Source organism: Mesorhizobium sp. M0894 (assembly GCF_040319725.1).
GTDB lineage: Bacteria > Pseudomonadota > Alphaproteobacteria > Rhizobiales > Rhizobiaceae > Mesorhizobium.
On record NZ_JAMYOG010000009.1, the window covers coordinates 147,920 to 161,075 of the forward strand.

A 13,156-nucleotide genomic window follows, 5' to 3' on the forward strand; every position below is an offset into this window, starting at 1 on the left:
CTCGAATTTCTCAGGCCGTTCCAGTGTCGTTGAAGCCATGATTCCCCCCGTGTTTCGCCGTAACAGTATCACGGCGCCCTAATAGCAATTCTGCCAAGATTAACCGTGGGCGTCCAGCCCACTTGCAATTCTTGTGCTGCATTGTCAGTGTCGGCTGGGAACTGCAGGTTGCAGGGGAGCGGGTGACGGTGGCACAGCCAGGCACAGCGGAAGCCGAATGGCTGACCAATCTGCACAAGCAGCTGATCGCCGATGAGTCGATCCAGTTCGACCTGCCGGCCTATGTGCCGCCCCAGCCGCCCGACTGGCTGAAGCCGCTGCTCGATCTTTTGTCATCGCTCGGTCCCTACATGATCTATCTGTTCTGGGGGGCGGTGATATCGGGCGCCGCAATCATCCTGCTTTTGGTCTTCTTCGAGGTGAAAGGCATCGCCTGGCACCTGCCGTGGCAGCGCGCGCGGCCCGAGGCCGAGGCCGAAGAGACCTGGCGTCCCGACGCGGGCGCCGCGCAGATCCTGCTGTCGGAAGCGGATGCGCTGGCCGCACGCGGCGACTATGACGAGGCGGTTCACTTGCTGCTTCGGCGCAGCGTCGCCGATATTGCCAGCCGGCTGCCGGACTTCCTGCGCCCGTCGCTCACCGCGCGCGACATCGCCAATGCTCCTTCCCTGCCGGGAAGGGCACGCCATGCGTTTACCGAGATCGCCCGCATTGTCGAGACGGCGCTGTTCGCGCGCCGGCCGGTCGGCGCGGAAGGCTGGCGGCAAGCACGCGGCGCCTATGAACGTTTCGCCTTCCGGGATGCCTGGACGTGAGCGCACCGGCGGTCGAGGCGCAGGAGCCGTTCAATCGAAAGACACTGTTTTGGGGGATTTTCGCCAGCCTGCTTGCGGCAGCCGGTTTCTTCCTGCTGTCCACCTATGCTCCCGATTTCCGGCAACCCGGCAATGGCGGCGCCACGCCGTTGTCGAAAAGCGGCGTCGGCTACGCCGGTCTGGCGGAATGGCTGAAGCTGACCGGCGAACCGCCCTTCATGGCGCGGACCGAGGACGATCTCGGCACCGACATGCTGCTGATCGTCACCATCTCGCCCGACAGCGATCCGGAGGCTCTCGACCACATCCTCAACCTTCGTCAGGACCAGAACACGCTCTTCGTGCTGCCCAAGTGGCAGATCCTGCCGCTGCAGGAGCACGAAGGCTGGAATATGAAATTCGGGCGATTGCCCGGTTCGGTGGTGAACGAATGGCTTGGCCGGATCGCCGATGCAAAGATCGGTGCTGGCCAGAGTACGCCAAAGCAACTCGACATCGAGGGCCAGCTCGTCAACACCCCGGACGAATTGCAGTGGGTAGCGGACGAACACCCGGTCATTGCAGCCGGCAAAGGCCAGGCCGTCCTGACGCAAGTGGAGAACAAGCCGTTCTATATCCTGACCGACCCCGACCTGATCAACAACGCCGCCCTCAAGGATCCCGACAAGGCGGCAGCCGCGCTCGGGCTGATCGCCTTGCTCCAGCCGGACGACGGGCCGGTGATGTTCGATCTGACGCTGCACGGCGCGGGGCGGAAGTATGATCTGGCCAAGCTTCTGGTCGAGCCGCCCTTCCTGGCGCTGACACTGACGATCCTGGTCGCTGCGGCGCTGGCGTTCCTGCATGGCCTCGGCCGATTCGGCCCGCCGCGTGCCGACCAGCGTGCAATTGCTTTCGGCAAGCGTGCGCTGGTCGATACGACGGCGATGCTCATGCGGCGTGCCGGCCGGCTGGACGAGCTGGGAAGCCGCTATGCGGCCTTGATGCGGGTGCGCGCCGGCGCGCTGCTCGGGGCACCGCAAGGGTTGCAAGGCACAGCGCTCGACCACTGGCTCGACTCTCGCGATAAGGAGCAAGCTGGCGGCTTCACGATGCGCTCGCAAGCCGCCGGCGAGGCCAAGAACTTGGCGCAGATGCAACAGGCAGCTGAGCGGCTGCACGACTGGACAGCAAGGAGGCTCGGTGAACGTCGATGATGTGAAGGCCCTGGCGACACGGATCAGGGAAGAAGTGGCCAAGGCGATTACCGGGCAGCACGATACGGTCGACCTGATGCTGACCGCCTTGTTTGCAGGCGGGCATGTCCTGCTCGAAGGCCCTCCCGGCACGGCCAAGACAATGACCGCGCGCTGCTTCGCCCAAGCGCTTGGGGTCGCCTACGGGCGGATCCAGTTCACACCGGACCTGATGCCCGGCGACATCGTCGGGTCGAACATCTACAACTTCCAGACCGGGCAGTTCACGCTGACGCGCGGCCCGATCTTCTGCGATCTCCTGCTTGCCGACGAAATCAACCGCACGCCACCCAAGACGCAAGCCGCACTGCTCGAGGCGATGCAGGAACATGCGGTCACGTTCGACGGCACCACGCATTCGCTCGGCCGCAACTTCATGGTCGTCGCGACCCAGAATCCGATCGAGCACCAGGGCGTCTACCCCCTGCCCGAGGCGCAGCTCGACCGCTTCCTGTTCAAGCACCGCGTCAGCTATCCCGGCCCCGAGGAAGAACGAGCCATCATCGTCCATCACGGCGGCGGCTCCGCCTCGCACGACATCGCGCAATATGGCATCGAGGCGCAGACGGACCGCGAGACGCTGCAGGAGGCACTTGCAACCGTCGGCTCCGTCACCCTCGTCGACGATGTCATCGGCTACATCGCGGCGCTGGTTCGGGCTACGCGCGAAAATGCCGATCTGGAAGTGGGGGCCAGTCCACGCGCGGGCGCCATGCTGGCGCGGGCGGCGCGTGCCCGGGCGGCGCTGGACGGACGCGCCTATGTGATCCCCGACGACGTCAAGGCGCTGGCAGTGCCGGCGCTGCGCCATCGCGTCATCCTTTCGCCTGCCGCCCAGATCGACGGCCGCCTGGTCGAGCAGATCGTCTCCGACCTGGTCGACCAGACGGAAGCACCACGTTGATCTATCCCAGCGGCCGAGCAGTGTGGGCAGCAGCGGCCGGCGCGGTGCCGGCCTTCCTGGTCGCGCTGGCACTGCCGTCGTTCTGGTATCTGGGATTGCTGTGGAGCTGCCTGCTGCTTGCCTTCCTGGCGGTGGATGCCGCGGCCGGACGCGGGCGGGCATCGCTGAATGCCAGCATCGATGCGCCGCAGCAGGTCGGTGTCGGCGGCGAGTTCAGCGTGCAAATCGCCGCCCGTCACTCGGGGCCGCGCGCCGCGGAGGCTCGCGTCGGCCACGATGCGCGTCTGGCGCCGGTGAGCGACAGCGGTGGGACATTGCTGCCAACCCCCGGAGGCGGGTCGCTCGACCTTCGCTTCCAGGCGCTGCGGCGTGGGATCGCCAGCTTCGACCGTCTTTGGGTGCGCTGGCGCGGGCCGTTCGGGCTGGTCTGGAACCAGGTCGTGCTGCCGGTGGAAAGCAAGGTTGCGGTGCTGCCCGACGTCAGCAGCGCCCGCGGCGAGGCGATCACGCTGCTGCAACATGCGGCGCTTGCCGAAGGCCATGCGCAGCGCCGCGCCGGTCAAGGCCGCGAGTTCGACGCGCTCAAGGACTACCAGCCGGGCATGGGCCGGCGGATGATCGACTGGAAGCGCAGCGCCCGCCACGGCAAGCTGTTGGCGCGCGAGTTCCGCATCGAGGAAAACAACAACATCGTGCTGGCCATCGACAGCGGACGCCTGATGTGCGAACCGGTCGACGGGGTGCCGAAGGTGGACCGGGCGGTGACGGCCGCCCTGCTGTCGGCATTCATCGCGCTGAAGGGCGGCGACATGGTCAGCCTGTTCGGCTTCGATGCAAGGCCGCGCGTTTCGAGCGGCGCGGTACGCGGCCCCGCCAGCTTTGCGATGATCCAGAAACGGGCCGCCGAGATCGACTATTCCAGCGAGGAGACAAACTTCACCTTGGCGCTGACGACGCTGGCGGCGCGGCTCGACCGCCGTTCGCTGGTCATCATCTTCACCGATTTCGTCGACCCGATCAGTGCCGAATTGATGCTGCGCACCGTGGGCCGGCTCACCGAACGGCATCTCGTGCTGTTCATGCTGATGAAGGACACCGAACTGGAGGGCCTGGCCGACATGCCGCCACGCTCCGGCGAGGACGTTGCCCGCGCGGTCGTTGCCGGCGGGCTCTTGCGCGAAAGGCAGGTCGTCATCGGCCGGCTGCGGCTGCTCGGGGCGCATGTCATCGAAGCCAACCACAATCGGCTGGGTCCCGCGCTGGTCGAGCGTTATCTGCAGTTCAAGCAGGAGGATCTGTTGTGACGGCGCCAGTACCCGGCAGTGCGGTACGTGGCGACGCGGTACGCCAGTCGCTGGCCAGCTTCCGCCGCGAGCGCGAGGCCGACTGGAAAGCATTCGAGGCGCTTCTCGCGCGTGTCGAGAAGCGTGCGCCGCGCACGCTTTCCGAAGAGGAGCTGCTGTCGCTGCCCCTACTCTATCGATCGGCGCTGTCTTCCCTTTCGGTGGCGCGGGCGACCTCGCTCGACAACGCGCTGGTCGCCTATCTCGAAGCGCTGTCGCTGCGCGGTTATTTCTATCTCTATGGCGCACGCCGCGGGCTGCGGCAGCGCCTCGCCGATTTCTTCCTGCACGACTGGCCCGAAGCCATTCGCGACCTGTGGCGCGAGACATTGGTTTCGGTCGCGCTGATGGTGATCGGCATTGGTGCAGGCGCCTGGCTGGTGGCATCCGACAAGAGCTGGTTCGACGCGATCATCCCGTCCAGCCTGGCAGGGGGCCGCGGTCCAGATGCTTCGGCCGAACTGCTGCGCAGCATGCTTTATGATGGCGACAATGGCTTTCTCTCAGGCTTTGCCGCCTATCTGTTCACGCACAACGTCCAGGTCGCGATCCTGGCCTTCGCCCTCGGCTTTGCCTTCGCCGTGCCGACGGTACTGCTGATGCTGTTCAACGGCTGCATGATCGGCGCGTTGTTCCAAGTCTATTGGTCCAAGGGGCTCGGCATGGAGCTCGGCGGCTGGCTGGCCATCCACGGCACCACCGAATTGTTCGCAATCGCTTTGGCCGGCGCGGCCGGCATGCGCATCGGCACCAGCATCGCTTTTCCCGGCGAATTGACACGCATGGCGGCAGCGGCTCGTGCCGGACGCATCGCGGCGAATGCTATGGTCGGGGTCTCGGTCATGCTGCTGTTTGCCGGGCTGCTCGAGGGCATTGGCAGGCAGACCATCACCAGCGACGTCACGCGCTACGCCATTGGCGGTGGCATGCTGGCGCTGTGGATCGGTTACTTCTACCTGTTCCGGATGGTGCGGCATGGCGATCGGTAGACGCGCCGCCTTTGCGGCTATACGGCCGCTGATCACGCCCGAGAGCGTCGATCTTCGGATAAAGCTGGCCGACGCCGGCACGCGGGCTGCCGCCTTCCTCCTCGACTTCGTGTTCATCGCGGTGGCTGCAATCGTGATCACGATCGTCGCACTGTTCGGGGTGGGAGGCCTTGGCAGCGAGGGGTTTCAGCCGCTCTTCGTCGTCTGGATCATCCTGATCTTCTTTCTGCGCAACGCCTACTTCATCGTCTTCGAAGCGGGCCGGCGCGCGGCTACGCCCGGCAAGCGGATCGTCGGCATCCGGGTCGCATCGCGCAGCGGAGACGGCCTGTCGATCGACCAGGTCATCGCCCGCAACCTGATGCGCGAGATCGAAGTGTTCCTGCCGCTGTCGATCATCGTCGGACGCAGCGGCACCGACCTTGCCGACACGCTGACGACGGTGTTCGGACTGGTGTGGACGCTGCTGTTTGCCTTGTTTCCGCTCTTCAATCGAGACCGCATGCGGATCGGCGACCTGTTGGCGGGGACCTGGGTGGTCGAGGCACCGAAGCGCGCCTTGCTGGAAGATCTGTCGGCCCGGCAGGATGCCGGCACTGGCGCGTTCCGATTCAGCCACGCCCAGCTCGACGCCTACGGAATTGCCGAACTCCACAAGCTGGAGGAAGTGCTGCGCCGCGACGACTATTTCGCGTTGCGGACGGTGGCCGAAACGATCGGACGCAAGATCGGCGCAGCACCACAAGCCCATGACGCACGCGCGTTCCTGACGGCGTATTACGGAGAGCTGCGGGCGCATCTCGAACGCAAGCTGCTGCTGGGCAACCGCAGGGCCGACAAGCATCAGCGTTAGACTCAGGAGTGGAAATGCACGAAAAGCGTGCGCAGCAGCCCATTGCCACCGAAGATTGACGCTTGACCGGTGCCATCTTCTCCCGCAAATTCAGTCTCGCGGGGTTGAAATGCCTATCCGTCCGAGGGTGCTCGTGTTCCCTATCCTCTGGAGGTCGCAAGCGGATGTTGCAAGAAAACTCCTCGAGAGTTCCAGGTTCTACGGAAATCAAGCTGCAAGGAGACTTCCTTGACCACTTTCGTCACTCAATCCACTTTCCAACGAGCTGGCAGCCAAATGGTGTGGTTTTGGAAACTCGGAACAGGCGATGCCTACTGGGGGTACTCGGTACGTGCGGCGGTCGTCCTTCGCACGGCCACTTTGCGCTGGGAAAGCCTGTATACCTACATCGATGAGACAGGCCAGACCGAGGTGATACAGACGAACGTATCAGACGATATGCAAATAAGATTCGCGGCGATAAGTTCTCCCTGAGGAGCCAAGACATGCCAACAGTGCTTCACGCGGTATACGATTCCCGAGGCGTCATCATTGCCGCCTCACGAGTCGATCCTGACGATGACAAGTCGGCCCCGGCGCCAATCCCACAGCCCGGCGAAGGCAATTACTACGCGCTAATCCCGCTTGACGAGGCCCACGTCAAAATGCCGCTGGATCAGCTGTGCACAACGACTCGGGTCGACTTGCGACAGAAGCGGCTGATTGCCGGGGACCTTCACTCTCGAGCGTAAGTGTTCCTCGCCACCCTGCCCTATCCCACCCACTTCTCGTAGTCGGACACCAACAGGTGCAGCGGTGCTGTGTCCTCGTCGATGTCTGCGAAGCGGCCGATTGGTTCGCGAAAGACATTGTCGGTGAGATCGTCGTTGACCGTCGAAACCTCGCCGATCAGCACGTCCTTGCCTTCCGCCCAGAAGGCGTGCCAGACGCCCGGCAGCAGCGTCACGCTCTGGCCTGGGTCGAGCTTCAGCAGCCCACCCGCAGGCAGCCTGTGGATGGTTCCGTCGACAGGCACCGATACTTCGGCCTTCGGATCGATGCCGCCATCGCGATCATGCATGAACAGCTCTAGCACCAGCTTGCCGCCACCACGGTTGATGATGTCCTCGGCCTTGATGTTGTGGCGGTGCATCGGCGACAGCTGGTCCTTGCGCGAGATCATGATCTTCTCGGCATAGAGCATGCCCATGCCCTTCTTCATGTCCTCGTAGCGGCCGTTGCGGACGGTGAACAGGAACAGGCCGAGCTCGTCGAACTTCTCCTGGCCATAATCGGTGATGTCCCAGCCGAGCCGGGAGGAGAAGATCGCCGACGAATCCTGCCGGCGCGCCTTCATCTCTTCGGGGCTCCAGTAGGCGAAGGGCGGCATGATGTAGCCGAACGAGCGGATGAAGGCGTCGGCGTCGCGGATGATGTCGTTGATGGCGGAGCGTTTCATGATCGTGGTTCCTTCCCGTCGCTTTGCGAGCGCTAACGCAATAGCCGAACGTCAATTCGGTGTCGATGCAAACTGCTGTCGCTGGCCCCATGACATGCGGTCCGATCAGGGCCATAAGGTCAACCAATTTTCCGATGGTGAGACCATGCGCAGCATAGACGACCTCGATACGCCGGCGATCCTGATCGATGCCGGCCGCGCCGAAGCCAACATCGCGCGGGCGCAGGCCCATGCCGACCGGCACGGGCTGAAACTCCGGCCGCACATCAAGACCCACAAACTGCCCTACTGGGCAAAAAAGCAGATCGCGGCCGGCGCCGTCGGCATCACCTGCCAGAAGATCGGCGAGGCCGAAATCATGGCCGACGCCGGCCTGACCGACATCTTTCTGCCCTACAATATCCTCGGGCGGGCCAAGCTGGAACGCCTCAAGGCGCTGCACGGCCGCGTAACCCTGTCGGTGACAACGGACAGCATGGACACGCTGATGGGACTTGCCGCCACCTTTACCGATCCCGGCCACTGCCTGCCGGTGCTGGTCGAATGCGACACCGGCATGGGCCGCTGCGGTGTGCAGTCGGCCGGCGAGGCAGTCGCGCTGGCCAAAGAGATCGACAAGGTCCGGGGGCTCGTCTTCGGCGGCTTGATGACCTATCCGGGGGCGGGCCGCGCCGCAGAGACCGAGGCGTGGCTCGCCGATGCGCAGCAAGCACTTGCCGCATCCGGCCTTGCCTGCGAGCGTATCTCCAGCGGCGGCACGCCCGACATGTGGCGCTCGGGCGAGCATTCCGTCGTTACCGAATACCGGCCTGGCACCTACATCTATCTCGACCGCTACCAAGTCGCCAAAGGCGTCGGCAGCCTCGACGATTGCGCGCTGACGGTGCTGTCGACGGTGGTCAGCCGTCCAACGCCGACACGCGCCATCCTCGACGCCGGCAGCAAGGCGCTGTCCAGCGACACGCTGGGGCTCGCCGATTTCGGCGAGCTGCTGGGCATTTCAGGCGCAAGGGTGACCAGCCTCAGCGAAGAGCACGGCAATGTCACGCTTTCGGGCGGCGCCGAGCTTGGCATCGGCGAGCGCGTGCGCGTCGTGCCCGACCATTGCTGCGTCGTCACCAATCTGTTCGACGAGGTGCATCTGATCGAAGGCGACAAGGTGATCGAGACTTTGCCGGTCAAGGCGCGAGGACGGATGGGATGAACCAGGCCGGAGCGCGTGCGGAGGCTTTAATGTATAGAATTTTCCGGACGCCGGAGGGACAGCACCCCCCTCTGTCCTGCCGGACATCTCCCCCGCAAGGGGGGAGATTGGCAGCTCCGCCGCCCGCACCCACTTTGATACGTTGGTAATTGGCGAAAGCAGAAGCAACATCCGATCTCCCCCCTTGCGGGGGAGATGTCCGGCAGGACAGAGGGGGGTGGGAAGAAACTCGACGGATAAGATCAGCCGGGTTGCCGTTCAGCTTGCCTTGCCGCGACCCGGCGCATCGAAATGACGCGGCGGCGCCAGATCTCGGTGCGCATCGCCGTTAGGTGCAGCGCGAAGAACAGCACTGTGAAGCCGAGCGCCATCACCAGCAACGGCCACAACAGGCTTGGATCGATGGTCGGGCCGCCGAGCCGGAACACCGAAGCCGGCTGATGCAGCGTGTTCCACCAGTCGACCGAGAATTTGATGATCGGGATGTTGATGAAGCCTACCAGCGTTATGATGGCCGCGGCCCAGGCGGCGCGCCCGGCATCGTCGAGCGCGCGGGTCAGCGCGATGATGCCGAGATACATCAGGAACAGGATGAAGACCGAGGTCAGCCGCGCGTCCCACACCCACCAGGTGCCCCACATCGGCTTGCCCCAGATTGAACCGGTGATCAGCGCAAGGGCGGTGAAGACGGCACCGATGGGCGCCGCCGATTTCAGCGCCACGTCGGCCAGCGGATGGCGCCAGACCAGCGTGCCCAACGCCGAGATCGCCATCAGCGTGTAGCACATCATGGCAAGCCAGGCGAAAGGCACGTGGATATACATGATGCGCACGGTGATGCCTTGCTGGAAATCCTCAGGCGCCGTGAAGCTCATATAGAGACCGACAGTGAGGATGATGGCGGCCACGCTCGCCAACCACGGCACTACCTTGTCGACCAGCCCGACGAACCGCGTCGGGTTGGCAAGGTCCATCCAGCCGGAGAGGCGTGAAGTCGTGTCGCTCATGCGGCTTTACATAGACCGCCGGCGGAGTTGCGGCAACCACGGCGCCGGCGGTCTCTCCTTCTTCCCTTTGTGGGAGAAGGTGGATCGGCGCGTGGCTCCGAGTCGGATGACGGCTCATGTCGAGCCTGAATCAGTACTCATCGCAATATGAAAGCCGCCAGTCGGTAAACAACCCGATCGGGGTGTTTGATCGCGCCGAAGTTGACGCCAAAAGCGGTCAAGCTGGAAGCGTCGAGGATTGGTCAAACGCTCGGCGGCAGACTTCAAAGCTGCTGTGGGCTGTTGGTTGATGGGGCGTTGATCGCAAATTGCGAGGCGAAAGCCCGGATATAGGCGGGCCGTGCTTCCCCGCGCGCAACATAGGCAGCCACGTTTTGATATTCGTCCAAAATGCCTGACATTCTTAGTCGCAGCAGCACCGATACCATCAATAGATCGCCCGCGCTGAACGCATCATCGAGCCAGTCGGCGACGCCTAAGTGAGCCGAGAGTTTGTCCAGCCGAGCGCGAACACGGTCCTTCACCAACGGCAAGCGCTCCTCGCTCCAAGGCTTGTCACCTTCGAATATTCTTGCCGTCGTTAATTCCAGGATCGGCGGCTCGACGGTGTTAAGTGCGGCAAACATCCACGTGATTGCGCGTGCGCGGGCATCGCGACCCTTCGGCAGCAGGCCCGCATGCTGCTCGGCAAGATGAAAGACGATCGAGCCGGTCTCGAACAGCGAGAGAGAACCTTCCTCATAGGTGGGGATCTGGCCGAAAGGATGGATTGCCAGATGGTCAGGCGCCTTCATCCCTGCGAAGGAAACAAGACGAACCTCATAAGGCTGACCCACTTCTTCGAGCGCCCAGCGAACGCGCGTATCGCGCGCCAGTCCCTTGCCGCCATCGGGCGATCGTTCAAATGCTGTAATAGTGATTGTCATCGCATCCGTTTCTTTGCTTGGGCGAATTTCTTCGGCTTCCTATCGTGAGACGAATGAGCCTCCCCGAATCGACATCGGTCTTGAACTATTTCATTGCTGGGCGCCGCTCCCGATCAGAGGTCGTGATAGCGCGATGGCCAATTCGGCGAGGCTGCGCGATGGCCAACTCCGCGAGGCCGCGCGTAGGGGCTGCCTTGTTACATTGTCCGCTTTTGCGAGCTTGCGCCCTGAACGCAGACCGAGGCCCTTCCGGTCAATCCCGATTTACGGGTTCACATCCTGATCTGCAGTGCGCTTACATCTCCATTTTTGGATGAAGATTTTGCGCCAAGCTGGAGATGCGGGATCTGGACGCCGTCTGCGACACAATTCGCCTATGTCCGCGATGAGAGCTTGCAGCCGTGGCGGTGACGCGGTCTCCCCTTCTCCCCTGGGGAGAAGGTGGATCGGCGCGTAGCGCCGAGCCGGATGAGGGGTGTTGGACGGAGTGAGGCGCTACTCGGTGCGCCGCAGTCTGGATTTTGGATGAAGGTGTGCGCCAAGCTGGAGCGCACCTCATCCGTCGCCTACGGTGACACCTTCTCCCACAACAACGGGAGAAGGAGGCCCGTGCCACTCAGGCGGCTTCGTTCACCGGATGGCTGAGGCGGCGAACCTCCTCGTCGTTGAGCAGGCCGCCGGCACGCAGCAGGCTGGCGAAGCGGCCGTTGCGCAGCGACAGTTCGGTGAACCCGCCCATCTCGACCACCCGGCCCTTGTCCATGAACACGACCAGATCGGCATCGCGAACGGTGGTCAGGCGGTGGGCGATGATGAAGGTGGTGCGGCCGCGCCGCAATTCGTCGATGGCGTCCTTGACGCGGTCTTCCGTCTCGACGTCGAGCGCGCTGGTCGCCTCGTCGAGAACCAGGATGGGCGCGTCCTTCAGCACGGCGCGGGCAATCGCGATGCGCTGGCGCTCGCCACCGGACAGCTGTCCGCCGCGTTCGCCGACGACCGTGTCGTAGCCTTCGCTCTTCGACAGGATGAAATCCTGCGCGGCGGCGGCGTTGGCAGCGGCATGGACCTCGTCATAGGTCGCCTCCGCACGGCCGACGCGGATGTTGTCCTCGATCGAGCGGTTGAGCAGGCCGGCATCCTGGAACACGGTGGCGATCGAATGGCGCAGCGACTTGCGGGTCACCGTGCGGGTGTCGATGCCATCGATCAGGATACGGCCGCCGGACGGCGTGAAGACGCGCTGCAGGAGGTTGATGAGCGTCGTCTTGCCGGCGCCCGTCGGGCCGACGATGGCGACGGTCTGGCCGGCCTGGACCTCGAACGACGCGTCGTCGACGCCCTGCCCGGAATTGCCGAACTCGAAGCAGACATTCTCGAAACGCACATGACCCGTGACGTTGACGAGGTCGCGCAGCCCGTCGGGCTCGGCGGCATCGGAAGCGGAGTCCTCGAGATGATAGAATTCCTCGAGCTTGGCGCGTGCCTCGGAAATCTGGTTGGCGAAAGCCGACATCTGGTCGAGCCGGGCAATCAGCAGCGTGGCAAAGCCGGTAAAGGCGATGACGTCGCCGATGCGCAACTGGCCGTGCGTCACCAGATAGGCGCCAATCAAGAGCACCACCATCATCGAAATCGTCGACGACAGCCGGTGCAGCGCGTTGGCCATCGCCCACCAGTCGAGCACCGGGTTCTGCGCGTCGAGCAGGTTCTTGACGTAGCGCTTGAGCGCCTCGGTCTCGTGGCCGATGCGGTTGTAGCTCTGCAGGACGGCGACGTTGCTGACCGAGTCGGTCACATGCGCAAACACCTTGTGGTAATGCCGCTCTACGGCCGCCTGGCCTTCCTTGGTGCGCCGCATCACCAGCCGTCCGATGCCGACATAGAGTGCGCCAAGCGCCAGCAGCACCATCGACATGCGGATATCCATGCTGAGCGCCGTCGGCACCAGCAAAACCAGCGCGACCGCGGTCGACAGATGCTGCCGCATGAATTCGAGCCAGAGGCTGAACAGGGTCTCGACCGCGCGCAGGAGCGTGTGCAGGGAATTGGAGGTGCCGCGCTGATGATGCCAGGCTAGCGGCATGGTGATCACGCGCTCGAACGACTGGCAAAGAACCTCGCTGCGCCGCTGGTGGGCAAAGCGGTCGGCGCCGCGCGCCACCAGCACGAAGGCGATGATGTTGAACGCGCCGAGGCCGGCCCACATTGCCAGCGTCGAAAATACCGAGCCGCGGTCCGAAATGGCATCGATCACCCGGCCGAACATGATCGGCTCGAGAATGGCGATAATGGCAAGCGCGACATTCGCCCCGCAGATAAACGCAACGCGTTTCCTGTCGGCAGCGAGATAACCAAGGGCTCGCCAGTAGATTTGCAGAAGTGACACTTCAGCTACTCCGCCAATTATTTATGGTGCAGTGCGTCATTTTTTGACTCGTATCG

12 protein-coding genes are annotated in these 13,156 nt (G+C 63.7%); 8 read left to right on the top strand and 4 right to left on the bottom strand.

What is annotated here, in order from left to right; genetic code table 11:
- The first annotated feature begins 188 nt into the window (after positions 1 to 188).
- The 7 genes from NKH91_RS19135 to NKH91_RS19165 all read left to right on the top strand — a co-directional run bounded on the left by NKH91_RS19135 (position 189) and on the right by NKH91_RS19165 (position 6,613).
- The gene (locus tag NKH91_RS19135; protein WP_245278514.1) at positions 189 to 815 is read left to right on the top strand and encodes a DUF4129 domain-containing protein; all 627 of its coding nucleotides are present in this window, start codon (positions 189 to 191) and stop codon (positions 813 to 815) included.
- Positions 812 to 2,011 carry a DUF4350 domain-containing protein gene (locus NKH91_RS19140; RefSeq protein WP_352481257.1) on the top strand — a complete coding sequence of 400 codons (1,200 nt, stop codon included), beginning with the start codon at positions 812 to 814 and terminating at the stop codon, positions 2,009 to 2,011. Before NKH91_RS19135 ends, NKH91_RS19140 begins: the two co-directional genes overlap by 4 nt.
- The gene (locus NKH91_RS19145; protein ID WP_352845164.1) at positions 1,998 to 2,954 is read left to right on the top strand and encodes an AAA family ATPase; all 957 of its coding nucleotides are present in this window, start codon (positions 1,998 to 2,000) and stop codon (positions 2,952 to 2,954) included. The genes NKH91_RS19140 and NKH91_RS19145 overlap by 14 nt, the downstream gene beginning before the upstream one ends.
- Positions 2,951 to 4,258 carry a DUF58 domain-containing protein gene (locus tag NKH91_RS19150; RefSeq protein ID WP_352845165.1) on the top strand — a complete coding sequence of 436 codons (1,308 nt, stop codon included), beginning with the start codon at positions 2,951 to 2,953 and terminating at the stop codon, positions 4,256 to 4,258. Before NKH91_RS19145 ends, NKH91_RS19150 begins: the two co-directional genes overlap by 4 nt.
- Positions 4,255 to 5,286, top strand: coding sequence for a stage II sporulation protein M (locus NKH91_RS19155; protein WP_352789676.1), 1,032 nt, complete (start codon positions 4,255 to 4,257; stop codon positions 5,284 to 5,286). The genes NKH91_RS19150 and NKH91_RS19155 overlap by 4 nt, the downstream gene beginning before the upstream one ends.
- Positions 5,273 to 6,139, top strand: coding sequence for an RDD family protein (locus tag NKH91_RS19160; RefSeq protein WP_352845166.1), 867 nt, complete (start codon positions 5,273 to 5,275; stop codon positions 6,137 to 6,139). Before NKH91_RS19155 ends, NKH91_RS19160 begins: the two co-directional genes overlap by 14 nt.
- A gap of 228 nt (positions 6,140 to 6,367) precedes the next feature.
- Positions 6,368 to 6,613 carry a hypothetical protein gene (locus NKH91_RS19165; protein ID WP_352845168.1) on the top strand — a complete coding sequence of 82 codons (246 nt, stop codon included), beginning with the start codon at positions 6,368 to 6,370 and terminating at the stop codon, positions 6,611 to 6,613.
- 277 nt (positions 6,614 to 6,890) lie between these two features.
- On the opposite strand, the gene NKH91_RS19170 is transcribed toward NKH91_RS19165, so the two are convergent.
- The gene (locus tag NKH91_RS19170; RefSeq protein ID WP_023674428.1) at positions 6,891 to 7,577 is read right to left on the bottom strand and encodes a D-lyxose/D-mannose family sugar isomerase; all 687 of its coding nucleotides are present in this window, start codon (positions 7,575 to 7,577) and stop codon (positions 6,891 to 6,893) included.
- A 145-nt stretch (positions 7,578 to 7,722) separates the two neighbouring features.
- Here NKH91_RS19170 and NKH91_RS19175 point away from each other — a divergent pair, with 145 nt between their 5' ends.
- Positions 7,723 to 8,781 carry a D-TA family PLP-dependent enzyme gene (locus NKH91_RS19175; protein ID WP_352845215.1) on the top strand — a complete coding sequence of 353 codons (1,059 nt, stop codon included), beginning with the start codon at positions 7,723 to 7,725 and terminating at the stop codon, positions 8,779 to 8,781.
- Between the two features lie 242 nt (positions 8,782 to 9,023).
- On the opposite strand, the gene NKH91_RS19180 is transcribed toward NKH91_RS19175, so the two are convergent.
- The 3 genes from NKH91_RS19180 to NKH91_RS19190 form a co-directional block, all read right to left on the bottom strand.
- Positions 9,024 to 9,788 (bottom strand): heme ABC transporter permease, encoded by a 765-nt coding sequence (locus NKH91_RS19180; protein WP_352845169.1) that lies wholly within the window; start codon positions 9,786 to 9,788, stop codon positions 9,024 to 9,026.
- A 263-nt stretch (positions 9,789 to 10,051) separates the two neighbouring features.
- Positions 10,052 to 10,714 (bottom strand): glutathione S-transferase family protein, encoded by a 663-nt coding sequence (locus NKH91_RS19185; protein WP_352845170.1) that lies wholly within the window; start codon positions 10,712 to 10,714, stop codon positions 10,052 to 10,054.
- A 616-nt stretch (positions 10,715 to 11,330) separates the two neighbouring features.
- Positions 11,331 to 13,100 (bottom strand): glucan ABC transporter ATP-binding protein/ permease, encoded by a 1,770-nt coding sequence (locus tag NKH91_RS19190; RefSeq protein WP_023717211.1) that lies wholly within the window; start codon positions 13,098 to 13,100, stop codon positions 11,331 to 11,333.
- Positions 13,101 to 13,156: the final 56 nt, after the last annotated feature.

Coding starts and splice junctions, on each gene's coding strand:
- NKH91_RS19185 (WP_352845170.1), bottom strand. CDS start 10,714: ATGACAATCACTATTACAGCATTTGAACGATCGCCCGATGGCGGCAAG.
- NKH91_RS19180 (WP_352845169.1), bottom strand. CDS start 9,788: ATGAGCGACACGACTTCACGCCTCTCCGGCTGGATGGACCTTGCCAAC.
- NKH91_RS19170 (WP_023674428.1), bottom strand. CDS start 7,577: ATGAAACGCTCCGCCATCAACGACATCATCCGCGACGCCGACGCCTTC.
- NKH91_RS19175 (WP_352845215.1), top strand. CDS start 7,723: ATGCGCAGCATAGACGACCTCGATACGCCGGCGATCCTGATCGATGCC.
- NKH91_RS19160 (WP_352845166.1), top strand. CDS start 5,273: ATGGCGATCGGTAGACGCGCCGCCTTTGCGGCTATACGGCCGCTGATC.